Annotated in this window: 27 protein-coding genes; 20 read left to right on the forward strand and 7 right to left on the reverse strand. The window is 66.7% G+C overall.

The genetic code is table 11. The features are described from left to right. Both HDC31_RS18095 and HDC31_RS18100 read right to left on the reverse strand, forming a co-directional pair. Positions 1-735: a DUF3800 domain-containing protein gene (locus HDC31_RS18095; protein ID WP_179516392.1), complete on the reverse strand. Its 735-nt coding sequence runs from the start codon at positions 733-735 to the stop codon at positions 1-3. Positions 736-788: 53 nt separating this feature from the next. Further along, entirely contained in the window at positions 789-1,847 is a 1,059-nt protein-coding gene (locus HDC31_RS18100) for a toll/interleukin-1 receptor domain-containing protein (protein ID WP_113681807.1), read from the reverse strand. A gap of 126 nt (positions 1,848-1,973) precedes the next feature. On the opposite strand from HDC31_RS18100, the gene HDC31_RS18105 reads away from it, so the two are divergent. Continuing rightward, a complete protein-coding gene (locus tag HDC31_RS18105; RefSeq protein WP_113681808.1) occupies positions 1,974-2,294 on the forward strand; it encodes a hypothetical protein in 321 nt (106 codons plus the stop codon). On the opposite strand, the gene HDC31_RS18110 is transcribed toward HDC31_RS18105, so the two are convergent. Continuing rightward, on the reverse strand, positions 2,291-2,569 hold the full coding sequence (locus tag HDC31_RS18110; protein WP_113681809.1) for a hypothetical protein: 279 nt from the start codon (positions 2,567-2,569) through the stop codon (positions 2,291-2,293). The two genes, HDC31_RS18105 and HDC31_RS18110, sit on opposite strands and share 4 nt — an antisense overlap. Beyond that, positions 2,566-3,621 (reverse strand): site-specific integrase, encoded by a 1,056-nt coding sequence (locus HDC31_RS20440; protein WP_147251398.1) that lies wholly within the window; start codon positions 3,619-3,621, stop codon positions 2,566-2,568. Before HDC31_RS20440 ends, HDC31_RS18110 begins: the two co-directional genes overlap by 4 nt. A gap of 328 nt (positions 3,622-3,949) precedes the next feature. Between HDC31_RS20440 and HDC31_RS18120 the strand changes: the two genes are divergently transcribed. Then, complete coding sequence (locus tag HDC31_RS18120) at positions 3,950-6,547, forward strand: Rne/Rng family ribonuclease (RefSeq protein WP_113681814.1); 2,598 nt, start codon at positions 3,950-3,952, stop codon at positions 6,545-6,547. Here HDC31_RS18120 and HDC31_RS18125 read toward each other — a convergent pair. Continuing rightward, positions 6,512-6,778 carry a DUF4031 domain-containing protein gene (locus tag HDC31_RS18125; protein ID WP_113681811.1) on the reverse strand — a complete coding sequence of 89 codons (267 nt, stop codon included), beginning with the start codon at positions 6,776-6,778 and terminating at the stop codon, positions 6,512-6,514. The genes HDC31_RS18120 and HDC31_RS18125 overlap by 36 nt on opposite strands. A 246-nt stretch (positions 6,779-7,024) precedes the next feature. Between HDC31_RS18125 and rplU the strand changes: the two genes are divergently transcribed. The 10 genes from rplU (at position 7,025) to HDC31_RS18175 (ending at position 14,388) form a co-directional block, all read left to right on the forward strand. Beyond that, positions 7,025-7,333, forward strand: coding sequence for a 50S ribosomal protein L21 (gene rplU / locus HDC31_RS18130; RefSeq protein WP_028501602.1), 309 nt, complete (start codon positions 7,025-7,027; stop codon positions 7,331-7,333). A gap of 18 nt (positions 7,334-7,351) precedes the next feature. After that, positions 7,352-7,609, forward strand: coding sequence for a 50S ribosomal protein L27 (gene rpmA, locus HDC31_RS18135; RefSeq protein ID WP_028501603.1), 258 nt, complete (start codon positions 7,352-7,354; stop codon positions 7,607-7,609). Between the two features lie 101 nt (positions 7,610-7,710). Continuing rightward, the gene (obgE, locus tag HDC31_RS18140; protein ID WP_046749240.1) at positions 7,711-9,210 is read left to right on the forward strand and encodes a GTPase ObgE; all 1,500 of its coding nucleotides are present in this window, start codon (positions 7,711-7,713) and stop codon (positions 9,208-9,210) included. Continuing rightward, a complete protein-coding gene (gene proB / locus HDC31_RS18145) occupies positions 9,207-9,992 on the forward strand; it encodes a glutamate 5-kinase (protein WP_046749239.1) in 786 nt (261 codons plus the stop codon). Before obgE ends, proB begins: the two co-directional genes overlap by 4 nt. 9 nt (positions 9,993-10,001) lie before the next feature. Continuing rightward, entirely contained in the window at positions 10,002-11,255 is a 1,254-nt protein-coding gene (locus HDC31_RS18150) for a glutamate-5-semialdehyde dehydrogenase (RefSeq protein WP_113681812.1), read from the forward strand. Positions 11,256-11,320: 65 nt separating this feature from the next. Continuing rightward, on the forward strand, positions 11,321-11,545 hold the full coding sequence (locus HDC31_RS18155) for a hypothetical protein (protein WP_021198522.1): 225 nt from the start codon (positions 11,321-11,323) through the stop codon (positions 11,543-11,545). A gap of 6 nt (positions 11,546-11,551) precedes the next feature. Continuing rightward, positions 11,552-12,157: a nicotinate-nucleotide adenylyltransferase gene (gene nadD / locus HDC31_RS18160; protein WP_021198523.1), complete on the forward strand. Its 606-nt coding sequence runs from the start codon at positions 11,552-11,554 to the stop codon at positions 12,155-12,157. After that, entirely contained in the window at positions 12,154-13,314 is a 1,161-nt protein-coding gene (locus tag HDC31_RS18165) for a hypothetical protein (protein WP_046749237.1), read from the forward strand. The genes nadD and HDC31_RS18165 overlap by 4 nt, the downstream gene beginning before the upstream one ends. Then, complete coding sequence (rsfS, locus tag HDC31_RS18170) at positions 13,314-13,697, forward strand: ribosome silencing factor (RefSeq protein ID WP_046749236.1); 384 nt, start codon at positions 13,314-13,316, stop codon at positions 13,695-13,697. The genes HDC31_RS18165 and rsfS overlap by 1 nt, the downstream gene beginning before the upstream one ends. A gap of 1 nt (position 13,698) precedes the next feature. After that, a complete protein-coding gene (locus HDC31_RS18175; RefSeq protein WP_058631412.1) occupies positions 13,699-14,388 on the forward strand; it encodes an SDR family oxidoreductase in 690 nt (229 codons plus the stop codon). Between the two features lie 18 nt (positions 14,389-14,406). Here the strand turns inward: HDC31_RS18175 and HDC31_RS18180 are convergent, their stop codons facing one another. After that, positions 14,407-16,062, reverse strand: coding sequence for an ABC transporter ATP-binding protein (locus tag HDC31_RS18180; RefSeq protein WP_179516393.1), 1,656 nt, complete (start codon positions 16,060-16,062; stop codon positions 14,407-14,409). Positions 16,063-16,231: 169 nt separating this feature from the next. Here HDC31_RS18180 and HDC31_RS18185 point away from each other — a divergent pair, with 169 nt between their 5' ends. From HDC31_RS18185 to HDC31_RS18220, 8 genes are all read left to right on the forward strand, one after another. After that, a complete protein-coding gene (locus HDC31_RS18185; protein ID WP_046749234.1) occupies positions 16,232-17,437 on the forward strand; it encodes a dipeptidase in 1,206 nt (401 codons plus the stop codon). After that, positions 17,437-19,056, forward strand: a complete 1,620-nt coding sequence (locus HDC31_RS18190) for an ABC transporter substrate-binding protein (protein ID WP_046749233.1) — start codon at positions 17,437-17,439, stop codon at positions 19,054-19,056. Before HDC31_RS18185 ends, HDC31_RS18190 begins: the two co-directional genes overlap by 1 nt. A 32-nt stretch (positions 19,057-19,088) precedes the next feature. After that, on the forward strand, positions 19,089-20,051 hold the full coding sequence (locus tag HDC31_RS18195; protein WP_046749232.1) for an ABC transporter permease: 963 nt from the start codon (positions 19,089-19,091) through the stop codon (positions 20,049-20,051). Beyond that, positions 20,048-20,947, forward strand: a complete 900-nt coding sequence (locus HDC31_RS18200) for an ABC transporter permease (RefSeq protein WP_179516394.1) — start codon at positions 20,048-20,050, stop codon at positions 20,945-20,947. Before HDC31_RS18195 ends, HDC31_RS18200 begins: the two co-directional genes overlap by 4 nt. A gap of 9 nt (positions 20,948-20,956) precedes the next feature. Then, the gene (locus tag HDC31_RS18205; protein WP_046749231.1) at positions 20,957-22,135 is read left to right on the forward strand and encodes a Xaa-Pro peptidase family protein; all 1,179 of its coding nucleotides are present in this window, start codon (positions 20,957-20,959) and stop codon (positions 22,133-22,135) included. A gap of 28 nt (positions 22,136-22,163) precedes the next feature. Beyond that, positions 22,164-23,063, forward strand: a complete 900-nt coding sequence (locus HDC31_RS18210) for an alpha/beta fold hydrolase (protein WP_113681540.1) — start codon at positions 22,164-22,166, stop codon at positions 23,061-23,063. Beyond that, the gene (locus tag HDC31_RS18215) at positions 23,009-24,094 is read left to right on the forward strand and encodes an Lrp/AsnC family transcriptional regulator (RefSeq protein WP_242868633.1); all 1,086 of its coding nucleotides are present in this window, start codon (positions 23,009-23,011) and stop codon (positions 24,092-24,094) included. The genes HDC31_RS18210 and HDC31_RS18215 overlap by 55 nt, the downstream gene beginning before the upstream one ends. A gap of 99 nt (positions 24,095-24,193) precedes the next feature. Beyond that, the gene (locus HDC31_RS18220) at positions 24,194-24,478 is read left to right on the forward strand and encodes a hypothetical protein (protein WP_046749229.1); all 285 of its coding nucleotides are present in this window, start codon (positions 24,194-24,196) and stop codon (positions 24,476-24,478) included. Between the two features lie 103 nt (positions 24,479-24,581). On the opposite strand, the gene HDC31_RS18225 is transcribed toward HDC31_RS18220, so the two are convergent. Continuing rightward, positions 24,582-25,256 carry a CueP family metal-binding protein gene (locus tag HDC31_RS18225; RefSeq protein WP_257022314.1) on the reverse strand — a complete coding sequence of 225 codons (675 nt, stop codon included), beginning with the start codon at positions 25,254-25,256 and terminating at the stop codon, positions 24,582-24,584. Positions 25,257-25,315: the final 59 nt, after the last annotated feature.

Below are 25,315 nucleotides of genomic sequence, written 5' to 3' on the forward strand. Positions count from 1 at the left end.
TTAGGGCCAAGAGCCAAGGGCGTAGAGCTTTCTCGATGTCTCAGCTCTCTTCCACAGCTCTTTCATGGCTGCCTCGGCGAGAGGGTTGCTCTCTTTGCCCGCTAGCCGGCGTCGGTAGAGAAATGCGAACACGTCAGCCGCCTGCAAAGCCCGCGAGCGATGGCTAGGCGCGAAGTGGATCGTATCGATGACGCGTTCTAGATTGGTGCGCATGTACGCGCCCGGCGTGCCGATCAGCTTGAAATCACTGAAGAGGTCGCGCATCTCGGCACTGTCGTGCCGTTCGTCAGCGATGACAAGCGTCGTACGCTTCCGCGCAATTTGCTCGACGCGTTGTAGCAGGTAGGTCAGCGCAACTCGTTCCGCGGAGTAGACCTCCGGGTAGTTTTGACGCGTCTGCTTACGCAGCAGCCGTTCACGTGAAACACCCTGCAGGACGATCCGCTGGCTGTGCCCGATCACAGCATCAAGCACCTCGGTGAAGATCCTGATGCTATCGTCCGCGGAGATACCTGCCCAGTCATTCTTCATGTGGAAGACGTCGTAGGCGTGGATCTCAGCCGTCCTCGGCACTCCAAGCTGTCGAGACGCCCGGGCCACGATCCCGTCTAGATCACGCGTCAGTCGGAGAACTCCCTTGCCCTTCAGGATCACGCCCGAGAACACGAAGAAGCCACCCTCGTCGGATTCATCCGTGTAGCAGAGCAGCATCTGCTCATAGTCTCGGATGGCCACCTCGCTACTTGGCGACACTCCGGGAACGGAATGAAGCACCGAGAGCATCTAGATCAGCGACGTCGGCGTACGAACGCCTTCAGCGCGGCCTCATAACGCTTGCTCACTGCCTTTGTGATCTCGAACTCAATGCGCATGGTTAGGTTGACGTTCTCGCCCGCCAACAGCCGAGCCGACATCCCATCCATGTTCTGTTGAAACTCGGAGACGAAGGCGTAGATAGCCTCAATCGGTTGCGCGGCATACTCAGCCAGAGCCTGGAGGAGTTCTCGACCTTCATCACTTCCTGTCGCTGTGCTCCGGATGCGGTTCGACCAGTCCAGGAGGGCCTGGTAGACGGCGATCATGCGTGATGCCAGGTGCTTGATAAGGGCGGGATCACCCGGCTCACCCGGAGCGCCGAGTGCTGCCACCTGAGCCGGGCCAAGCAACAGATCTTCAAAGCTCTGGGCGAGAGCGAGAAGTTGAGCTTGCTGAGACTGCGCGAACGCGACCAGCGCGTCTTCTGGGATGGTGTCAGTGGGCAAAGCGAACCGAAGTCGGTGATCGTTGAAGGCGTCTTGCCGTGCATCGATTCCCTCGCGGAGCCAGTACGCGAGGGCCAAGTACTCCCACGCCGGAGGGCGCTCGCCCAACATGGTCGCGAATTCGGTGTCCGTGCGCGGAACGCGCCCGTTGAACTTGCGCTCGCCCGACGTCGCCGGAGCACCCAGCTTGGCCTTCAGCGCGTTGGCCACCCCCGTGGGCGTCTCTCTGAGCCCGTCCAGATAGCCGATGGTGGATCTCACGCCGGGGAGCTCCGTCGAGTCCAAACGGACGGGAAGCAGGTACGGCGATGATTCCTGCATCGCTCGCGCAAGCACGCTCCGACGTTCGAGTCGGGTCCACGGCTTGGCGGCGTAATGGACCGAGACGAACATCATCGCGTACCGAGCGCGGCGCTCGTAGATGTCCGCGAAGAACTCGGGGAGGTCCACGCCCCACATCTCGGACTTGGCGTCCTCGTCATAGAACACCGTGAACCCCGACGCCTTCACCTGGGCGACCACGGCCTCAACAAAGGCGCGGTCCTCCCCAGCGAAGGTGACCGCGACGTCGTAGTCGTGCGACATGTGAATTCCCCCTCGTGAGTATCACGAGGCTACTAGGCGGTAGAGCCAATCCTGATCCCGAATCCCGAATAGAACGTATGTTCGACTCTTGCTACCCTCGATTTAGGTCGCGAGAGGAGGCTGACCGTGGGCGCGAGCGACCGACTGAAGTACGCCACCGACGTCCGCAGCGCGCGTGCCTCCGTCTCAGCAGCGGCCCGGCGCGGCCCGCTCCAGACCCTCTCAGATCGAGAATTAGCCCTGCGAGAGCATCCTGTCACGGTCTACCCGCACGCCTTGCAGCGGCGGGTGCAGGCGTGGGTGCGATTCGGCGCTGAAGCCGTGCGGGTGAATGCCAAGATCATGCGCTCCACGCCGCTCGCAGCCGGGATCGAGTTCCAGGGGGAAGACGAGACGTTCCGGTGCTGGGTGTGGGGGAATGCCGTGACCGTCAGCGAGGATGTTTAGCCCTCGGCGGCATCGCGCTCCGCCTTCCGTGCCGCTCTTGCAGCCACACCGAGAGCACTGGCCTTCCGGGCGCGCTCGCTACGGGCGGTGCTATCCCGCTCGAACTCGATCACTCGATGCACCTCGTTGGCCAGCTCGATGACGAGGCCGACATCCGAGCGAAACGCTGCCTTAGCCTCCGCCCAGAGGGCCGCGAATTTTGACTTCATCCGCGCGTCTGCCTCTCGCTTCTCTTCCTCTCGCAAAATCGCGTCAAAGTCCCGGGGCTCAGTCACGAGAACGCCTGCGCCATCTTCTCGACCAGCGCACGGTCGCGCTCACGGCTGGCGTGCTGGTAACGGAGCGCCGTTCTCATGTCGGAGTGTCCGCCCCTCTGCATGATCTCGGCCAACGTCGCGCCGGTCTTGCCGAACTCGGTGAGGGCGAGATGGCGGAGGTCGTGAATCGTGAAGGCGTCCAGTCCTCGGGACCCCCGGATCGAGTCGAAGATCCGGCGCGCGGTGTCGTAGTGCATCCGGCCTCCGCGGCTGTGGGTGAACAACGGCTGGTGCATCACCCGCTTGCACTCCTCCAGGTGGATCTTGATGGCCTCCCGGGACTGCGGGAGGAGCGAGAGGTGGCGGATCTGATCGGCATGGGCCTTCGTGCCCTCCACCATGGTCGTGCCGACCACGTGGGCCTTGACCGTGATGTCGCCGTTGCCCAAGTCCACGTCCTCCACATTGAGCGCGAGGGCTTCACCGATGCGGCATCCCGACCCGGCGAGCACCCAGAGGAGGGCGCGCTCCTGGTTGTCCGCTGCGGCCTCCACGAGGACGTGGAAATCCTTGATGCTCCACGTAGGCCTCCGCTTCGATTTCGTCGCGCTGACGCCCTCCAGGACGCACGGGTTGGAGGTGATCTCCTCCATGATGACGGCGCGGCGCATGATGAGGGACAGCACGGCGTACCGCTGGCCGTTGCTCGGGGAGCCCTCAGGCAATACGTGGTTGAACCACCGGTCCACATCACGGGATCGGATGTCTCGGAGCTTCATCTGGCCGAAGGTGGGGATGATCCAGCGCTGGAGCATCGAGTTGTAGTTGGTCCAGGTGCTCGGGCTGACGCGGCGCTTACGGTCCAGGACGGTGCGTTCCGCGAAGGTCACGAACAACTCTCCACCCTTGGCCCTGTCTTCAATCACCCTCGGGAGGCGGCCCTGGCTGCGCTCCAGGCGGGCCTGTGCGATGACTAGGTCTCGCTCCTCCGGGGTCTCGTAGTAGCCCAAGTCATCGTGCTTCTGGGCGGCGGGATTCCAGATCCTCGCGCGGTGCTTCTTGGTGGACACAATGTGCTCCCTTCTGACCGTGTTACGTCTGAGAGAGAGCCGCCGAACACCTTCGGAGCGGGTGATTTTGGCCCACCGCCTTCGGCCCACCACCCCGACATGCCATGTGCCGACTGGGAAGTAGGCGGTTGGCGTGCAGCGTGCGATAATGGCCTGTGATGCGATGAACGGCGTTTGCCGCGACACGCGTCGAGAAGACTTCGGGGTCCAATGCCCCACGCGATCAGAGCCATGAGCCGGTCGCAGACCGAGTGAGTTCGCGGAACCCGCGGGTACCGCATGAGATTTCACGGGGCACCTAGTGTCCCGTGCAGGGAGTAAGCCAGAGATGGCCGATGAGAACAATGACAACAACGCCCCCACCCTCGACTTCCCGGCTGACGCCGCGGGAGAGCTGACGGAGCCCACCGCTCCGGATGTCGACGGCCCTGCAGAGGCGTCGATCGAGGGTGACGAGAACTCCGACGCCGCTGAACGGGCCGAGGACGCCGCTGCCGATGCTGTGGCCGCCGGCTACGCCGCGGCGGACGATGCCGCGGCTGCTGCCGACGATGCCGCTGCCGCGGCCGATTCCGTCGCTGATGCCGTGGCTGAGGCGGAAGCCGAAGCTGCCGCTGACGCGGAAGCGGCTGCCGAGGCCCAGGCTGCTGCTGAGGCGCTCGAGGTGCCGGAGGGGGAGTCCGCCGTCGCGGAGAAGCCCTCGGAAGCCGGAGTCGTCGAGGAAGCCACCGCAGAGGAGTCGGTCGCGCAGTCGACGACCGCCGTCGAGGCGACCATCACCGAGGAGGAAGCTCCGGCCGCTCCCGAAGCTCCGGGTCTGGTGACTGCTGTGTCGCTCGGTCTGCTTCCCGAGGTGTTCGTCTCGCAGGTCTCCACACAGCTGCACTTCTACGCGCCTGAGATCGTCCCGCTCCCCGCGCAGCCGGGGCGCGAGCGCATCTTCGACCGGATCGCCGAGCGCGAGCAGTCGCAGGACGAGCCCGCGGGTCGCGGCCGCGGCCGTCGCCGCCGTGGCGGTTCCGAGGGTGACGACCAGCGCGAAGAGCCGCGTCAGCGTCAGCGCGTCGTCGAGTACATCACCGAGCCGAAGGCCATCAAGGGATCCACCCGCCTCGAGGCGAAGAAGCAGCGTCGCCGGGACGGGCGTGACGCTGGTCGTCGTCGCCCCGTCGTGACCGAGGCCGAGTTCCTCGCACGTCGCGAGTCCGTCGACCGCAAGATGGTCGTGCGCTCCAAGAACGGCCGCACGCAGATCGGTGTCCTCGAAGACGGCGTGCTGGTCGAGCACTACGTCGCCCGGAACCAGGACGCGTCGTTGATCGGCAACGTCTACCTCGGACGCGTGCAGAACGTGCTTCCCAGCATGGAGGCCGCGTTCGTCGACATCGGTCGTGGACGCAACGCCGTGCTGTACTCCGGCGAGGTCGACTGGGACGGCGTCGAGACGGGCAACCAGCCGCGCCGCATCGAACTGGCGCTCAAGCCCGGCGATCGCGTGCTCGTCCAGGTCACCAAGGACCCGGTCGGACACAAGGGTGCTCGTCTCACCAGCCAGATCTCCCTGCCCGGCCGCTACCTGGTCTACGTGCCGGGCGGTTCCATGAACGGCATCAGCCGCAAGCTTCCCGACAACGAGCGGGCACGCCTCAAGCGCATCCTCAAGGAGGTGCTGCCGGAGTCCTCCGGGGTGATCGTCCGCACGGCGGCCGAGGGTGCCACCGAGGACCAGCTCACTCGTGACGTGCAGCGTCTCACCTCGCAGTGGGAGCACATCCAGAAGCAGGTCGAGAACCAGCAGGCGCCCGCGCTCCTGCACGCGGAGCCCGACCTTCTCGTGAAGATCGTCCGCGACGTCTTCAACGAGGACTTCACCAAGATGCTCATCCAGGGCGAGGATGCGCAGCAGACCATCCGCGCCTACCTGGAGAGCGTGGCTCCCGACCTGCTCGAGCGCGTCGAGGCGTATGAGGACGAGACCGATCCGTTCGATGCGTTCCGCATCACGGAGCAGATCGAGAAGGCTCTCGATCGCAAGGTGTGGCTGCCCTCCGGTGGCTCGCTCGTGATCGACCGCACCGAGGCCATGACGGTCGTCGACGTCAACACCGGCAAGTTCGTCGGCTCGGGCGGAAACCTCGAGGAGACGGTCACCAAGAACAACCTCGAGGCAGCGGAGGAGATCGTCCGCCAGCTGCGCCTGCGTGACATCGGCGGCATCATCGTCGTCGACTTCATCGACATGGTCCTGGAGTCCAATCGCGATCTCGTGCTGCGGCGCCTGATCGAATGCCTGAGCCGCGACCGGACCAAGCACCAGGTCGCCGAGGTCACCTCGCTCGGGCTCGTGCAGATGACGCGCAAGAAGCTGGGGCTCGGCCTGCTCGAGACCTTCAGCGAGGCCTGCGAGGTCTGCGCAGGTCGCGGCGTCATCGTGCACCACGACCCGGTCGTGAAGCACCGCTCCAACGGCAACAACAACGGCGGCGGCAACGGGCAGAGCGGGCGTCGTCAGCGCGGCGGCGGTGGCAACGGGAACGTTCAGAACCAGAGCGCTCCGGCTGCCTCCGCGGTCACCCACAGCATCACGGAGGGGGCGAAGTCGGCCCTCGCGCAGATCGCCGCCTCCACCATCGCTCCGGCGGCGGATGGGGCGCCGGAAGCCGAGGCGGCCGACGTCACGTCGGAAGCGCCCGCAGGTGCCGATCGTCCGAAGAAGGCTCGCAAGAAGCGGGGCGGCGACCGCAAGGGCCCGAAGTCTCCCGCCGAGGCGCTGCTCGACTCCGTCCTCGACGCTCTCCCGGAGCCGAAGGCGCCGGGTCAGGGGCGAGGACGTCGTCGGGTGAGCACAGCGGCGCTCACCGGCACGCCCGTCTCGGTGAACAACGAGCCGTCAGCGCCGGTCGCGGCTGCGGACTCGGAGTCCTGAGGCGATCAGTCGGCGCACCAGCTCCTTGCCCGTGACGTGCTGGGCGCCGGCGGCGACGAGCCGGGGGATGGTCTCCTCCGGCACGTCGTAGTGGTCGAGATCGAAAGCGCGTGCGGCGACGTCGTTCTCGCGCGCGAACGCGTGCAGCTCGTCGAGGCTCTCGTCGCTCACGAGGTGCGCCCACAGGCGTCCGTGGGCGGGCCAGAGCGGGTCGTCGACGAGTACGGTCACCCTTTCAGCCTAGGTCCGCGCCGGTGGGGCAGGGGCTGCTGGAGCGAGCCGCGATGTACGGACCCACCTCGCTTTGCGACACCGACCCGCATCCGGTAAAGTAGTCCCTTGGTGCGTATGCCGCGTCGTCCTCGTCGGTCGAAGCGGAGAGCCTTGCGTTCGCGCCCGCCGTTCCACGGTGCATGCAAGCAACAGTCTTCCCGTGAGATCTCGGAGCCGCGAGCTCCCCAACGAAACAGGTATGAAGTGGTTTACGCAGTAGTGCGCGCCGGTGGGCGGCAGGAGAAGGTCGAGGTCGGCACGATCGTTCAGCTCGACCGTGTCAAGGCTGCCCAGGGCGAGAAGATCGAGCTGGCCGCGGTGCTGCTCGTCGACGGCGCCACGGTGACCACCGACGCTGACTCGCTGGCCAAGGTCAAGGTCACGGCTGAGGTCATCGGCAACCTCCGCGGCCCGAAGATCATCATCCAGAAGTACAAGAACAAGACCGGCTACAAGAAGCGCCAGGGCCACCGTCAGGAGCTCACGCGCGTCAAGATCACCGGCATCAAGTAAGCCAGAGGGGACTAGGACATGGCACATAAAAAGGGCGCAAGCTCAACCCGTAACGGTCGTGACTCCAACGCTCAGCGCCTCGGCGTGAAGCGCTTCGGCGGTCAGCAGGTCCTCGCCGGCGAGATCATCGTCCGCCAGCGCGGCACGCACTTCCACCCCGGCGTCAACGTCGGCCGTGGCGGCGACGACACGCTGTTCGCTCTGGCCGCCGGTGCGGTCCAGTTCGGCGCGAAGGGCGGCCGCAAGGTCGTCAACATCGTCGCCGCAGCTGAGTGATCACAGCGCGACACTAGTTATCCGGTTCGGGGCGGGCTTCGGCTCGCCCCGTCCGTGTATCTGCACGCCGAAACACCACTCACATACAGGGGAATCCGCACATGGTCACGTTCGTCGACACCGTCACACTGCACCTTCGTGCGGGTAAGGGCGGCAACGGCTGCGTTTCCGTGCACCGCGAGAAGTTCAAGCCGCTGGGTGGTCCCGATGGAGGCAACGGCGGCGACGGCGGAGACGTCGTCCTCGTGGCGGACCCGCAGACCGGAACGCTGCTGTCGTACCATCACTCGCCGCACCGGTCCTCCGGCAACGGCGGTCCCGGCATGGGCGATCACCGTTCCGGCTTCCTGGGTGAGACGCTCGAGCTCCCCGTGCCGGTCGGCACCGTGGTGAAGAACACCGCGGGTGAAGTCCTCATCGACATGATCATCCCCGGCGAGCGGTTCGTCGTCGCGAAGGGCGGGATGGGCGGGCTCGGTAACGCCGCTCTCGCCACCCCCAAGCGCAAAGCACCGGGCTTCGCCCTGCTCGGCACGCCCGGATACGAGGGCGACGTGGTCCTCGAACTGAAGACGGTCGCCGATATCGCTCTCGTCGGCTACCCGTCCGCCGGCAAGTCGAGCCTGATCGGCGCGATCTCGGCGGCGCGGCCCAAGATCGCCGACTACCCCTTCACGACCCTGCACCCGAACCTCGGCGTCGTTCAGCAGGGCGACTTCCGCTACACCGTCGCGGACGTGCCGGGTCTCATCGAGGGCGCCAGCGAGGGCCGCGGGCTCGGTCTCGAGTTCCTGCGCCACGTCGAACGCTGCTCCGCACTGCTGCACGTGCTCGACTGCGCGACTCTCGAGCCGGGGCGCGATCCGATCTCCGATCTCGACGTCATCCTCGCCGAGCTCGGCGCGTACGAGGTCCCCGAGGGGCAGACTCCGCTGCTCGAGCGCCCGCAGCTCATCGCGCTGAACAAGATCGATGTGCCGGAGGCGCGCGACCTCGCCGACCTCGTCCGCCCCGATCTCGAGGCTCGTGGGTTCCGCGTGTTCGAGATCTCCACCGTCTCGCACGAGGGGCTGCGCCCTCTCACCTTCGCACTGGGTGAGCTGGTGGAGAAGGCCCGCGCCGAAGCGGCGCTCGAGACACCGCCGGAGCGCGTCGTGATCCGCCCGCGTGGTTCCAAGAAGGACTTCACCATCCGGGTCGAGGGCGGCACCTACGGCAACGTGTACCGCATCCTTGGCGAGAAGCCGGTCCGCTGGGTGCAGCAGACCGACTTCCAGAACGAGGAGGCCGTGGGCTACCTCGCGGATCGACTCGAGAAGCTCGGCGTGGAGGACGAGCTGTTCCGACTCGGCGCCGTGCAGGGGTCGACCGTCGTGATCGGCGAGGGCGACAGCATCGTGTTCGACTGGGAGCCCACCATGACGTCCGCCGCCGAGGCGATGGCCGCGCCGCGCGGAACCGACCCGCGTCTGGCTCCGAACGCACGCCGGACCACCTCCGAGCGCCGTGAGCAGTACTACGAGCGCATGGACGCGAAGGCCGAAGCCCGCGCCGAGGTGGAGACGCAGCGTCTCGCCGCGTACCGCGAGGACGGCGAGTGACAGCACGCACCCGCGCGGACCTCGCCACCGCGTCCCGCATCGTCGTCAAGGTCGGGTCGTCCTCGATCAGCGGGGACTCCTCATGGCGGATCCCCGTCATCGTCGAAGCCCTGGCTGCGGCGCACGCGCGGGGGATCGAGGTCGTGCTGGTGTCGTCGGGTGCCATCGCGTCCGGCATCCCCTTCCTGCGGCTGGATGCTCGTCCGACCGACCTCGCGACCCAGCAGGCCGCGGCCGCCGTCGGCCAGAACATCCTGATGTACCGCTATCAGGAGTCGCTGCGTCCGTTCGACATCGTCGCGGGCCAGGTGCTCCTGACGACCGGTGACCTCGAGAACCCGACGTCGCGTTCCAACGCCCGTCGCGCGATGGAGCGCCTGCTCGGCCTGCGCACGCTTCCGATCGTCAACGAGAACGACACGGTCGCGACACAGGAGATCCGCTTCGGTGACAACGACCGGCTCGGTGCGCTGGTCGCTCAGCTGATCGAGGCGGACGCCCTCATCCTGCTCAGCGACATCGAGTCGCTGTACACGAAGCCTCCGACCGATCCCGGCGCCGAGCCGATCGACGTGGTCGCGCCGAACGCCGATCTCACCGGCCTGGAGTTCGGGGCGACCGTCGTCAACAGCGTGGGCACCGGGGGAGCGGCGACCAAGGTCTCCGCCGCCCGTCTTGCCGCGGCGTCTGGCATCGGTGTGCTGGTCACCAGCGCCGACCTCGTCGCGCAGGCCCTGGCCGGCGCCGAAATAGGGACCTGGTTCGAGCCGGCCACCTCATAAACTGGGCGGATGACCGACCAGACCCCGCAGGTGCGCCTGGAGCGCGCCAAAGAGGCCTCTCGCGCCACGGCTGCACTCACGAGCGATGACAAGGCGCGAGTGCTCGAAGCGATCGCTGTGGCGCTGAGCGATTCCGCTGTGCAGATCATCGAGGCGAACGGTCGTGACATCGCCCGCGGACGCGCGGAGGGCATCGGGGAGTCACTCATCGATCGGTTGCGTCTCGACGAGAAGCGTGTCGCGGCACTGGCGGCCGCCGTGCGTGAGGTCGCCGCTCTCGGTGACCCGGTCGGGCGCGTCGTCGGCGGCCACCGGATGCCCAACGGTGTCGCCCTCGAGCAGGTGCGCGTACCTTTCGGCGTCGTCGGCGCGATCTACGAAGCCCGCCCCAACGTGACGGTCGACATCGCCGCTCTGGCGCTGCAGTCGGGCAACGCCGTCGTGCTGCGTGGCGGGAGCGCCGCCCGGGAGTCGAACACCGTGCTCGTCGACGTGATGCGGCGGGCGGTGGAGAGTGCAGGGCTCACAGCCGAGGCGATCCAGACGATTGACGACTTCGGCCGGGACGGCGCGAAGGCGCTCATGCACGGGCGAGGGTTCATCGACGTCCTGGTGCCGCGGGGAAGTGCCGGCCTCATCGAGACCGTCGTCACCGAATCGACCGTGCCTGTGATCGAGACCGGGGCAGGCAACGTTCACATCTTCCTGGATGAGACCGCCCCGGACGACTGGGCGAGCGACATCGTCGTGAACGCCAAGGTGCAGCGGCCGAGCGTGTGCAATGCGGTGGAGACCGTGCTCGTGCATCGACAGGCGGCACCGCGTCTGATCCCGCTGGTGGCCAGCGCGCTGCAGAGCGAGGGCGTCGCGATCCACGGCGATGACATGGTCGTCGGCCTCATGTCGAACGTGATCCCCGCCACAGAGGAGGACTGGAAGACCGAGTACCTCAGCCTCGACATCGCGATCAAGGTCGTGGAGTCCCTGGACGAGGCGCTCGACCACATCCGCCGCTACAGCACGGGTCACACGGAGTCGATCATCACGACCGACACGCGCAATGCGGAGCGCTTCCTGGCCGAGGTGGATTCCGCCGTCGTGATGGTGAACACGTCCACCCGCTTCACGGACGGCGGCGAGTTCGGCTTCGGCGCGGAGGTCGGCATCTCGACCCAGAAGCTGCACGCTCGAGGGCCGATGGGCGTCGCAGAGCTGACCAGCACGAAATGGCTCGCGCGTGGGTCGGGGCAGACCCGCGGCTGAGGGCTAGACTGGGGGACGCTGTACCTCACAGGATCCCGAACAGCACGCCACGAAACGGAGTCAGGATGAACCTCGTCGCACAGATCGCGATGGCCGCTGCCGAAACAGAGCACCACGGCAACGTCGCGCTCGAAACGGTGATCTTCGGAGCCATCGCTGCGGTCGTGTTCGCCTTCCTCGGACTGGTGACCTTCTCCTACAAGAACGTCGCCAACCGCCACTCGGCCAAGGCCGAGGCCTGGGCCGCACAGCACGGCAAGGACGGCCACGAGGCGGGACACGGCCACTAGGCCCCCATGAACGACGCTGCGACCACGCGCCCCCCGCGCATAGGTGTGATGGGCGGCACGTTCGACCCCATCCACCATGGCCACCTGGTCGCAGCCAGCGAGGTGGCGAACTCCTTCGGCCTCGACGAGGTGGTGTTCGTTCCCACCGGTCACCCGTGGCAGAAGTCGGGCGTCTCGCCGAGCGAGCATCGCTACCTCATGACGGTGATCGCCACCGCGTCGAATCCGCAGTTCACCGTGAGCCGGGTCGACATCGACCGTGAGGGGCCCACCTACACGATCGACACGCTGCGCGATCTGAAGCGTGATCGCCCGGATGCGGACCTCTTCTTCATCACCGGAGCCGACGCCGTGGCGCAAATTCTCAGTTGGAGGGACCATGATGAGTTGTGGGAGTTGGCCCACTTCGTCGCGGTCTCGCGCCCGGGACATGTCCTGAGCACCGACGGCCTCCCGAGCGACAACGTCAGCCAACTGGAAGTGCCGGCGCTGTCGATCTCATCGACGGACTGCCGTGAACGCGTTCGCGACGATCAGCCGGTCTGGTATCTGGTCCCTGATGGGGTCGTTCAGTACATAGCGAAGCATCATCTGTATCGGAGCAAGGCATGAGTACATCGGATCGCCAGGAGCAGGGTCCGCTGACGCGCAAGCAGCTGCGGGAGATCCGTCTGACGGGTTCGACCCCCGTCATCACCAGCGAGGAGGCCGCCGCCGCGGCGGAAGCCGCGCCCCCCGCGCCGCCGCTGCCTCGGGCCGCCGACCCCGTGGAGGTCGCACCGGCACCGGTCGTCGACGCCGCGAACGGTGACGCACCGCTCACGCGTCGTCAGGTGCGCGAGCTCGAGAAGGTCCGCACGGCCTCCGTGCCGGTGGTCACACCGGAAGGCACCTCGGAAGACGGCGTCGCTGCTGCCGGCGACGGGGAAGCGGAGCAGCCCGCCGAAGCGGGCCCCTCCGACGCCGCTGCCGCGCCCGCGGAGATCGTGTCGGGCGTTCCTGACTTCACCCGCAACGAAGAGCCGGGCGATGCCGACGACGACGATGATGATGATGTCGCCGTAGAGCCCGTCCGGGCATCGGTCGCCGCAGACGCGGTGGGCGAGGTCCCGCTGGAGACCACGGCGGCGTCCACGGGCGATGAGGACGATGTGGCTGCGGCCCTCGGGCTTCCCGCCCAGGCAGAGGACGCCGGCGAGCAGGATCCCGACGACGTGCTCGCCGATGTCGACGACGCCGGGGATGAGGTCGTCGGCGACGCACGCCCGACCGTCAACTCCGCTTTCGGCGAGGGGCTGCTCGCAGACGCTCCCGACCCGCACGCGCCCTTCCGCCCGTCTTTCGATGAGCTGCTCACGGTCGGCGACTCGACCGGCTCCCAGCACTCCGCGCCGAATGCGCTGATCTTCACACCCTCTCCCGGAGAGGGATCGCTCTCCGGTCCCGTCGCATCGACCGGCGAGATCCTCGTGACGGGGTCGTACGAACTGCCGCAGGGCATGGGTTCGCAGGGCCACGCACTCGGAACCACCGACGGCAAGGATGTCGACGCCGTTCTCATCGACGGCGAGCTTCCCCCCGCGTCGTCGCCTACGCCGATCGCCGCCAGCTCGGCGGTCAGCACCATCAAGCCCGCCGGCGAGGTGATCCGTCCGCCGGCGCCTGAGAAGGGCAACCGGCTGATGATCACCCTGGCGATCGTCGCCGGAGGGCTTGCCCTCGCTGTCGGTGTCGTCGTCATCATCGCCATCACCACGAATGTGTTCTGATGCAATCACCTGAAACCGCCGAAGAGATGCTGCGTCTGGCAGCACAGGCCGCCGTCGACAAGGGCGGAGAGGATCTCGTCGCACTCAACGTCTCCGAGCCGCTTCCGCTCGTCGACATCTTCCTGCTCGTCACCGGAAACAGCGAGCGCAATGTCGCCGCGATCGCCGACGAGATCGAAGACCGCCTGATCGAGTCCGGGCACAAGCGCGTCCGCCGAGAGGGTCGGGCGGAGGCTCGCTGGGTGCTGCTCGATTTCGGTGACCTGATCGTGCACGTGTTCCACCAGGAGGAGCGCGTGTACTACGGGCTGGAGCGTCTGTGGAAGGACTGCCCCGTCGTTCCGATCGACGTGGCGGTGCCTGCCGCCACCGACCAGGGCTGACGTGTCAACGCACCTCGTCACCGGTGCGGGTTCCGGCATAGGGGCTGTTCTCGCTAGACGGCTCCTGGATCGCGGCGACGACGTCGTGGCGCTCGCCCGCGATGCCGGGCGTGCCAGACAGATCGCGGAGACGCTTCCCGGAGCTTCCGTCCTCGTCGGAGACCTCTCCCAGCCGGGGCGACTGTCGTGGGCGCTGTCGAAGCAGCAGCTGCCCGAGCGGATCGATGCGCTCGTCCACGTCGCCGGCGTCGTCGACCTCGGCGATGTGGCTGATCTCGCTCCCGCGCTGTGGGAGCAGCAGCTCGCCGTGAATCTCATCGCCCCTGCCGAGCTCACGCGCCTGCTTCTGCCCGTCCTGCGCGTGTCACAGGGGCAGATCGTGTTCGTCAACTCGGGAGCGGGCCTCCGCGCCAACGCCGGGTGGTCGGCGTATGCGGCGTCGAAGCACGGTCTCCGTGCGCTTGCCGATGCGCTGCGCGCCGAGGAGGCCGCGCACGGAGTGCGGGTGACGTCGATCTATCCCGGCCGCACAGCCACTCCCATGCAGGAGCGCGTGCACCAGCAGGAGGGCCAGGACTACGACGCCGAGCGGTTCATCACGCCGGACGCGGTCGCCACGACCATCCTCACGGCGCTCGATCTTCCACGCGATGCGGAGATCACCGACCTCACGGTGCGACCGGGGCGCTGACTCCGCGCTGCTCCGCGTTCACGCGCTCATTCGGGTGCGGCGCGCGAGCATGCCCCGGTCGGCGCGTGTCTGGGGAGGAATGGCCGAGAGCAACGACCGGGTGTAGGGGTGCTCTGCGCGAAGGTAGACGTCTTCGGTCTCACCGATCTCGACCATCTCGCCCAGGTACATGACCGCGACGCGGTCGGCGATGTGCCGCACGAGGGAGAGATCGTGCGCGATGAAGACGATCGACATTCCCAGTCGCTCCCGCAGCTCGCACAGCAGGTCGATGATCTGTGCGCGGATCGACACATCCAGCGCCGAGACGGGTTCGTCGCACACCAGGACGTCCGGGTCGAGTGCGAGTGCCCGAGCGATGCCGATGCGCTGACGCTGTCCGCCGGAGAACTGGTGCGGGAAACGCGAACCCATCTCGGCGGTGAGGCCGACGAGTTCCAGCAGCTCGGCGACGCGCTCGCGCCTGCTCGACGGCGTTCCCGAGTGCGTCGCGGCGAGCGGTTCGGCGATGATCTGCTGCACGGTCATCCGGGGGTTGAGTGACATGTAGGGGTCCTGGAACACCATCTGCACCCCACGCCGCAGGATCTTCCGATCCTGGAGCCGCCCTCTCGTCACATCCTGGTCGCGGTAGCGCAGGGTTCCCGCATCGGGGGAGTCGAGCCCGACCAGCATCCGCGCCAGAGTCGACTTGCCGCTTCCGGACTCGCCGACGATCGCCAGGATCTCGCCCTGGCGGAGGTCGAGGTCGACGTCGGCTACCGCGGCGACCCGGTGCGCACGGCGCCCGCTTCCCGAACGGAAGGTGCGCTCGAGGCCGCGTCCCTCCAGGATCGGCGGGGTGTCGGCATCCTGCGCCGCCGGGCTCACATCTCGCGGCATCGAGTTCAGCAGCTGCACCGTGTACGGATGCTGCGGCTCGGTGAGCACGACGTCGGCGGATCCCGTTTCGACGATGCGACCGGTGCGCATGACGGCGACCTGATCCGCGACCTCCATCACGACACCGAGGTCGTGCGTGATGAGCAGGATCCCCATTCCGAGTCGATCACGCAGGGAGAGCAGCAGATCGAGGATCTGGGCCTGCACTGTCACATCGAGCGCGGTCGTCGGCTCATCCGCGATGATGAGATCAGGGTCCAGCGCGATCGCCATGGCGATCAGGATGCGCTGGCGCTGGCCGCCGGAGAACTGGTGCGGGTAATCGTGCACACGCTTGTCGGGGGAGGGGATACCGACGAGGGCCAGCAGCTCGACCGCGCGCGCCTGGGCGGCGCTCCGGCCGATGCTGCGGTGAGCACGGATCAGATCGATGATCTGATCGCCGATGCTGAGGACCGGATTCAACGCGGAAAGGGCGTCCTGCATGACCAGGCTGACGTGCACACCCCGCAGGCGCCTGTGCTGTTCGGCGGAGAGGGAGAGGAGATCGGTCCCGCTGAGCGTCAGGGTGTCCGCCTCCACATCCCCGTTGTCGATGAGGCCCATGATCGCGCGGGCGGTCATGGACTTTCCTGATCCGGACTCGCCCAGCAGCGCGAAGACCTCGCCCCGGCGCACGGTGATGTCGATGCCATCGACCACGCGGTTGCGCCGGCCTTCGCCGGTGAGGGTGACGGTGAGTCCCTTGACGTCCAGGACGACGGTGTTCCGGGGGGCGGGTGCGTTCTCCATGGGTGCCATCATGCCAGCTTCCAGCCTCTGAATTGTTTCGAACAGGAAACATTTCGTCTGGAAATAATCACAGTGGTTGACATCTATGCCGAAATCCTCCAGATTCGAGGAAACTCCCGCTTGGTGACCGAGTGGGACACCCGCATCATCGAACCGAAGGAGCGCATCCGTGCTCGAACAAGCTGGCCGGTACACCGGCTACACCGCGTACGACTATCTGGAAGCCGGCAAGGACTACCGCGAATTCCGCTACGCCAAGCAGATCGGCCGCGTCCCGGCTTACGATCTCGGCCTGAGCGATGCGCAGCGCGAACGCACCGAGCGCCTGCTCCGCGAGGAGACCGTGATCTCCCTGCACGAGCACGTGCAGGTCTTCCCCGAGGACATGGGCGAGCTACGCGACCACATCCGCCAGGGTCGCGAACCCACCGGCTACCAGGGTCTCGCCCGTTCCGGACTCACGGCCGTGTTCGACAACGGTATGGACGGCACCTGCTGCATCTCGAGCGACGCAGGGTGGAAGTACCAGGACGTGCTGTTCGACCTCGGTGTTCGCATGGCCGACCTCGCGCACCAGGACTTCGTGATCAAGGCCGAGTCGATCAAGGACATCCGCCACGCGGCGGAGACCGGCCGAGTCGCGCACATCTTCGCGCTCGAGGCGTCGACCATGATCGAGAACGAGGTCGACCGCCTCGACGTGCTGTACGGCTTCGGCGTGCGTCAGATGGGCATCGCCTACTCCGAGGCCAACATGCTCGGAGGCGGACTGAAGGAGCGGGGCGACGGCGGACTGACATACTTCGGCGAGCGCGCGGTCGAGCGGATGAACAAACTCGGCATCGCGATCGACATCTCCCACTCCGGGGACCAGACGTGCCTCGATGTGATCGCCCACTCGACGAAGCCGGTCTTCATCACGCACGCCGGTGCTCGTGGGCTGTGGCCGACCAACCGCATGAAGACCGACGAGACGATCATCGAGTGCGCCAAGCGCGGCGGTGTGATCGGCATCGAGGCGGCTCCGCACACCACCATCTCGCCCCAGCACCCGAAGCACTCGCTGGAGTCGGTGATGGATCACTTCCAGTACTGCGTCGACCTGGTGGGCCTGGAGCACGTGAGCTTCGGACCGGACACGCTGTTCGGGGACCACGTCGGCCTTCACGACGCGTTCTCCTCGAACCTGTCGCTGGGGCAGGCGCACGCCAACGTCGACTACGAGAAGCAGCCGTACGTCGACGGCATCGAGAACCCGGCCGAAGCCTTCTACAACATCATCGGCTGGCTTGTGAAGCACGACTACTCCGACGACGAGATTCGCGCCGTCGTCGGAGGGAACACCATGCGCGTACTCGAGGAGGTCTGGGTCTGATGAAGTACAGCAAGTTCCTCGCCCTCGGTGCGGCCGCGGCTCTCGCCGTCGGTCTCGCCGCGTGCGCCCCGTCCGCGCCGGAACCGGGGGAGTCGTCCGGCTCCGCCGGTCCGAGCGACGAGACGATCAGCATCGGCACGACGACGGATGTCGTGAACTTCAACCCGGTGCTCGGCAACAGCAGAACGGATTCGTGGATCACGAACCTGATGTATCCGCACCTGCTGAGCATCAGCGATGACGGCAGCAAGGAAGCCCACGTGGCCACGGATTGGGGCTACGTGGATGACACCACGGGCTTCTACGAGATCCGCGACGACCTCACCTGGAGCGACGGCGAGCCCCTCACCGCCGAAGACGTGGCGTGGACCCTGAACGCGGTCAAGCGCGATCAGGCCCCCGGCACGTTCTACGGACAGCTCGGCAACCTCGACACCGCGACAGCCGTGTCGGACACCCGTGTCGAGCTCACTCTCACCCAGCCGGACTCGTCCATCGTCGAGGAGATCGGGTTCTGGGGTGTCGTCGTCCCGCAGCACGTCTTCGAGCCGAAGGGATCGATCGCCGAGTTCGCGAACGACGGCAGCGACGGGGGATGGGTGGGCATGGGCCCGTTCATCATGAGCGACTTCCAGGTGGGTCAGCACTACACGCTGAAGCGCGTCGAGGACTACCCGCTCGTCAAGGGCGGCGTCCCTGGACCCGCCGAGGTCGTGTATCGCGTGTATCCGGACGTGAACACCGAGATCCTGGCACTGCAGAGCGGCGAGATCGATGTGATCGCGAACGCGCTGCCGCCGGCACAGGTCGAGCAGCTCGGCAACACCGACGGTCTGCAGGTCATCGAGGCTCCGGGGCTCGGCTACGCCCACCTGGTCTACAACATGGACAGGCCGGACCTCGCGAAGACCGAGGTCCGTCAGGCACTCGCCCATGCCGTCGACTACGACGCGATCCGCACTGTCGTGCTGCAAGGGCAGGCCGTCTCGACGGGCTCCAGTGCGCTGATGCCGGTGCTCGCGAAGTACTACGACAAGTCGGTCAAGGAGTACGAGTTCGACCCCGAGAAGTCGCGCTCGCTCATGGAGAAGGCCGGCTACGCGGCGGACGCGAGCGGGAAGTTCCCGGTCTCGTTCCGGCTGATCTACTCGCTGCAGGACAGCGTCACCAGCCAGTGGGCCCAGATGGTGAAGGACAGCGCGGCAGAAGCCGGCATCACGATCGAGCTGCAGGGCACCGAGCGCAACACCTACCTCTCCATGACAAGCGAGGGCGACTACGACATCTATGCGGGCAACTTCGCCATCATGGACGACCCGGTGACGAACTTCTCGCTGTCGTATCTCCCCGGCGGGGCGATCAACTACACGCACGTGGACGATCCCGACCTCAACGCCCTGATCGAGGAGGGAATGGTCACCTTCGACCAGGACGAGAAGATCTCGATCATGCGCAAGGCGAACAAGATCGTCCATGAGCAGGTCTACGACAACATCATGTACACGCAGAACCTGTTCTTCGCAGCCAGCGACGAGTGGGCCGGCTTCATCGCGAAGCCGAGCGAGCTGCTCTCGATCGTGAACCCGCTCTCGCTCGCGAGCGCGCACCCGGTCGAGTAACAACCACCGAAATCTCGAGGAAGGTCGCCCGGGTGTCCCGAGCATCGTTCATTCTCCGTCGCGCCGGTCGCGGTCTGCTCACGATCTGGTTCGCCGTGACCGTGACGTTCCTGCTGCTGCGTCTGCTTCCCGGTGACCCGGCGCTGGCGCTGGCGAGTCCGAACATGACGGACGACATCCGGGCGACCATCCTCGAGCAGTACGGTCTGGACCAGCCCCTGATCGTGCAGTACGGGCTCTACATGTGGCAGCTGCTGCAGGGGAACCTCGGCATCTCTTTCACACAGTCGATCCCGGTCACGGACGTCCTGCTGCAGCGGTTGCCGTGGACGCTCCTGCTGACCATCACGGCGCTGGTGCTCACGATCCTCATCGGAGTACCGCTGGGTGTGGCCGCGGCTTCCCACAAGGGACGGTTCGTCGATAGGGCGGTGCAGGTGCTCGGAGTCACCGGGCAGTCGCTGTTCGTGCCGAGCGTCGCGATCCTGCTGCTGTTCGTGTTCGGTCTGAATCTGGGGTGGTTCCCGATCGGTGGGGCCTACACCAACAACACCTACGGCTTCGAGTGGTATCTGAGCGTCGCGCAGCACCTCGTCCTGCCTGCGGTATCGCTCATGCTGATCCAGGTGGGCTCCTACGTCCTGACGATGCGATCGACGTTGATCGAGACGCTCGGCGAGGACTACATCCTCCTCGCCAAGGCGAACGGCATCCGCGGCAGCCGCATCCTCTGGAAGCATGCGTTGCGCAACGCCCTGCTCCCGACCACCACCCTGATCGGACTGCAGCTCGGCTTCCTGGTCGGCGGCGCCGTGCTCACGGAGACGGTGTTCGCCTACCCCGGCATCGGCCGTGGCATCTACGAAGCAGTCACCCAGCTCGACTTCCCCGTCCTGCAGGGTGCGTTCCTCATGCTCGCCGTCACGGTGGTCGTGGCGAACACCATCACCGACATCATCTACGGCTACCTGGACCCGAGAGTGAAGACCTCATGACCGCTCCGATGCCCTCCGCAGAGGCCCTGACCCCGAGTGAGCCGACCGCTGCAGGCAGCGAGCGGGCGAGCGCCCACACCTGGCGTGCGTTCCGCCGTGACCCGCTCGGCATGATCTCCCTCGGACTGCTGATCCTGCTCGTGATCGTGGCTCTCGTCGCGCCTCTGATCGCTCCGTATCCGGCCAGCTACGGACCCGACGTACTGCGTCCGCCGAGCGGTGACCACTGGTTCGGCACCGATGCTCTCGGGCGGGACGTGTTCTCCGAGGTGATCTGGGGCACGCAGCAGAGTGTGCTGGTGGCCGTGGCGGCCTCGCTGATCGCGATCGTCTTCGGCACGATCATCGCGGTCCTCGGAGCGTACTTCCGCAAGCTCGACAGCTTCATCAGCGTGATCGTCGACATGACGCTCTCGCTCCCCGTGCTGCCGCTCATGATCCTGATCGCCGCGTTGGTGGGGCCGAGCACATCGACCATCATCTTCGTGGTCGCCGCGTTCTCCTGGCCGGAGGTCACCCGCCTCGTGCGTTCTCAAGCGCTCACGGTGGTCGGTCTGCCCTACGTCGACGCGTCGCGGCTGATGACCACGTCTCCGGTGTGGATCATCACCAAGCACGTGCTGCCCGCTGTGACCCCGGTGGTCGTCGTCTCCGTGGTGGTGACGGCCTCACGGGCTGTGCTCTCGGCCGCGGGACTGGCCTTCCTCGGCCTCGGCGACCCGACGACCTGGTCCTGGGGGCGCATCCTCTACGAGGCGCAGCAGGCCGGTGCGATGGTCAGCGCCTGGTGGCTGACGCTCTTCCCCTCGATCGCGATCCTCATCCTGGTGCTCTCCGCGACACTGCTCTCGATCGCCTACAACGACGCGCGCAACCCGCGCCACCTCGCCCGATAGGAGACCGTGATGACCGAGTTCGACCAGCGTCTCGCGCCCGAGTTCTTCGACCGGGTACAGACCAGGGTGCGCGAGCGGATGGCCGAAGCGGGTTTCGATGCCTTCCTCACCGATCACCCCGAGGACATCGCGTACCTCACCGGTTTCTTCCACCACCCGTCCGAGCGTCCGGTGGCGATCTGGCTCGAGGCGGGAGGCCGCGTGGTCATGCTGCTGCCCGAGCTGGAACGCGAGTACGCCGAATCGCAGTCTTCCCGTGCGGAACTGGTCGCGTTCTTCGAGTATCCCGGCGTCGTCGCGCCCTTCGAAGTGCTCGCCCGTGCGGTCTCACCTCGCGGGCGGGTCGGGTTCGCGGCGTCGATGCCGTCCGCCCGCCTGTCTGCGGCGAGGGAGGCGATGCCCGATGCCGATCTCGTCGCCTCGGGGCTGCTCACCCGCGCCCGCTACGTGAAGTTCCCCGAGGAGGTGGAGCTGCACCGTGAAGCGGCCCGTGTCACCGACCGGATGCTCGACGCCGGCGTGCAGCTGGTGCAGGCGGCGGTCGCGGCCGGGGGAGATCTTCCGACCGAGGCCGAGCTCGAGCGACACGTCACCGCGACCGGCACCGGCATCATGTACGCCGAGCACCGCAATGTCGTCGTCGCGTCACTGCTGGCCGGGGGACTGGTCTATTCAGGGCCCAATTCCGCCTTCCCGCACGGGCTCCCCTCGGTGAACCGTCTCAAGGCCGGCGACACCTTCATGCTCTCCCTGGGCTGCGCGGTCGGCGGTCGGTTCATCGAGGGGGAGCGCACCTTCGTGCTGGGCGAACCCACTGCGCAGCAGCGGCGGTACCACGACGCGATCCACGCGGCACAGCTGCGCGGTCGCGAGACCATCCGTGCGGGGCTCGAGTGCCGTGAGGCCAACCGCCTGTGCCTCGATGTGATCCGCGACGCCGGACTCGGAGAGTACATCCGGCACCGGCAGGGGCACGGCATCGGTCTCGGCATGCACGAGGCGCCATGGCTGGAAGACGGAGACGCCACGCAGCTCGAGGCAGGAATGGTCGTCTCGAATGAACCCGGTATCTATGTGCCGGGCCACGCCGGCTACCGGATCAGCGACAGCATGCTCGTGACCGCCACCGGCGCCGAACCCCTGACCACCTTCCCGCGCAGCCTCGACGAGTGCACGATCGCGCTCTGACCCACGGAATCCGAGAGAAGCAGAGAACATGACATCCACCCCGCCGGTATCCCCGGAGTTCGCCGCAGCCACCAGTGACCACGAATGGGTCGAGATCAACGGGAACCACCTGGCCGTCGAGGTCCTCGGTCCCGAGGGCGCTCCGGTCATCATCACCCATCACGGAGCCCCCGGCCTCGGGTCCCGCGCCGAACCGCGCGCCAGTTTCGGTCGACTCGCCGACGAATACCGCGTCGTGGTGTTCGATGCGCGCGGCAGCGGAGCGAGCGAGGGCCTCGGCACCTACAGCCACGAGCAGTGGGCGGCGGACATCGACGGTCTGCGGGAGTGGATCGGTGCGGAGAGGATCGTGATCGCCGGTGGCTCGTACGGCGGTTTCATGGCCATGGAGTACGCGCTGCGATACCCGGAGCACGTACAGGCGATCGTGCTGCGCGACACCTCTCCGGACAACTCCAACGCTCACCTGGCGCGTGAGAACGCCCTCGCCTCGGACCGTGTCACGATCGACATGGAGAAGTTCGACCGCATCGACGCCGGACAGGTCCACGACGACAAGGACCTGAAGGACTGCTGGCGCGAGATCCTGCCCCTGTACGACTTCGTGTACGACCCGGAAGCGACCGAGCGCAAGGTGCAGGCGACGCCGTACCGCTATCGCGCACACAACTACGCCTTCTCGGTGAACCTCCCGAACTACGACCTCAAACCGCGCCTGCCCGAGATCGGTGTGCCGACACTCATCACCGTGGGCCGGACGGACTGGATCACGCCAGTATCGTGTAGCCAGACGATCGCCGATCTCATCCCGGACTCCGAGATGGTGGTGTTCGAGAAGTCGGGGCACTCCCCGCAGATCGAGGAGGCAGAGGCGTGGACGAAGACCGTGCGCACGTTCCTGCACCGGGTGTACCCGCCGACCCGATGAGCAGCGTCGATCTCACGAGGGAAGTGAGCGACCTCGACCGACGGATCGTCGTCGCGCTGCAGCAGGACGGCCGAGCGAGTTGGACGTCGATCGCCGAGTTCGCCGGAGCCGCCGTCTCCACGGTCACCCGACGCGGACAGCAGCTGCTCGCCGAGGGGCTGGTGCGGGTCGGGATCGTTCCGACGCTGGGCAGTGAAGGCCATGTAGAGACCTTCTTCGTCCGGATCAACTGCACGCCCGGTTCCCAGCTGAGCGTCGCGCAGGCTCTGATCGGTTCGCCCTACGTGCGGTTCGTGACGCTGGTCACCGGCAAGTTCGACGTGTTCGCCGAGGTCGTCATCCCGGGGGATTCCGCCACCTACGCGCACGTCCTCACGGACCTGCAGGCGATACCGGGTGTCGAGCGTTGGCGCAGCGACCTGGTCGTGCACACCTACAAGGTGAGCTTCGACTGGGGGAGGCAGCTCTACGACGCGCACGCCGAAGCCGCGAGCGATCCGCAGTCGTACATGCCCGCGCCGAACACCTGCGATCCCACGCACTTCGATGACGCGGACCGCGCGATCGTCGAGGAGCTTCGACACAACGGTCGTGCCTCCTTCCAGTCGATCGGCGACAAGCTGGACATGAACGAGAGCAGCGTCCGTCGCCGGTACGAACGCATGCGCAACGGCGGGTGCTTGACGACCGTGACCATGGTTCCGGCGTCCGCACTCGGCATGAGCGCCGAGACACTTCTCATCCTTCGGGTGGAACCCTCTCGGATCGCCTCGGTGGCACGCACCCTCGCCCAGCACGTCTCGGTGCGCTTCCTGGCCGCAGCGCTCGAGGAGAACTCCCTCTACTGCGAGATCATCCTGCCGAGCACCGAGACCCTCCACGACTTCCTCACCGGGACCATCGCGCACCTCAAGGGAGTCAGAGGATGGAACGCGGCCATGGAACTGGTGTTCATGAAGCGAGGATTCATCGAGACACCCTGGTGGCGCGCGCAGGTCGCCTCGGCCGAGGCCGCCGACAACGCCTCCTGACCCCGCGGCGGCATCCTTCGCGAGCAGTGTCAAGGGGCTTTGCGCGAGCCGAACCGTGGCGCACTCTTTGAGGAAGAGAGAGTCCTGGAGGGCCCGCACATGTCTGAACTTCCGGATCCACGTTTCATACTGAATCGCATCACGGCGTCGGAGTGGGTGATCAACGACCTCCGTTACTCGCCGAACGATCCGCGCCATGTGGTGGCGTGCGTGTACGAACTGGCCGAGACCGAGGTCGAGGTCACGTGGCTTCGCGACCTTCCCCTCGCGTCCCGATACGGTACGGCCTTCGAAGTGCTGGAGGACGTCGAGAGGATGCGCGGGTCGAGCAGGGCCACGCGTCCGATTTCGATCTCGCACGTGCCGCCGCTGCTCGCGACCTAGCAGGCCGCACGTCGACAGCAGAAGCGCACCCCTCCGTACACGGAGGGGTGCGCTTCTTCATGCCACGCGGCGGCAGGACGAGCTCAGCGCGTCGTCGGTCGGCTCACCGCAGCTGGAGATCCGTGATGCAGGTGCGGTCGTCGGGAGAGGTCGTCGACAGTGGCACGGAGCCGATCAGCCCCTGGCTCTCGACGGTCAGCGTCGCCTCGAGGCCGCGGGGCACCCATACGCCGACGAAGCCGTTGTCCTGGGTTCGTCGGGTCTCGTCGACGACAATGCTCCCGTCGTCGGTCGTCAGGGTGACACGGACCTCCGTGTCGGCGAGCTCGCCCACGCACGTCGTGAGGCTGTGGAAGTGGCACTCGTGGGTCTGATCGCGGAACGGCGCGATCGAGACGTAGACAGCGTCGTCGGGCAGGGGAAGTCTGCCCTCTCTGCCCCTGGCGTCTCGAAGCACGAGCGTGTCGGGCTGCACCGAGGCGAGGAGGTCATCAGGACGATCCACGAGGGCCGTCGCCTCGAGCCGCGCGATCACCTCGCGGACGTCGAGCGCCGCCAGATCGTGTACGGCGAGCAGCTCTTGTGCCACTGCCGCCGATCCGGCGTCCGTCGATGGCGTGGAGGCCGATTGCGAGGGTGAGGTCTGCGAGGGCGTCGTCTGCACGCCGGCCGAGCATCCGGTCAGGGCGATACCGGTGGCAGCGAGGGCGGCGAGCGTGACGGACAGCCGACGCCGCTGGAGCGTGTGGACGACGGCGGGCATGGTGGGGAGGTTCATGGCGTGGTTCCTTCGTGCGGAGGAGGGCCGGTGCCGCACTGCGCGGCGCCGACACCGGC

It is taken from the genome of Microbacterium sp. JAI119, from assembly GCF_013410135.1.
Classification (GTDB): domain Bacteria; phylum Actinomycetota; class Actinomycetes; order Actinomycetales; family Microbacteriaceae; genus Microbacterium; species Microbacterium oxydans.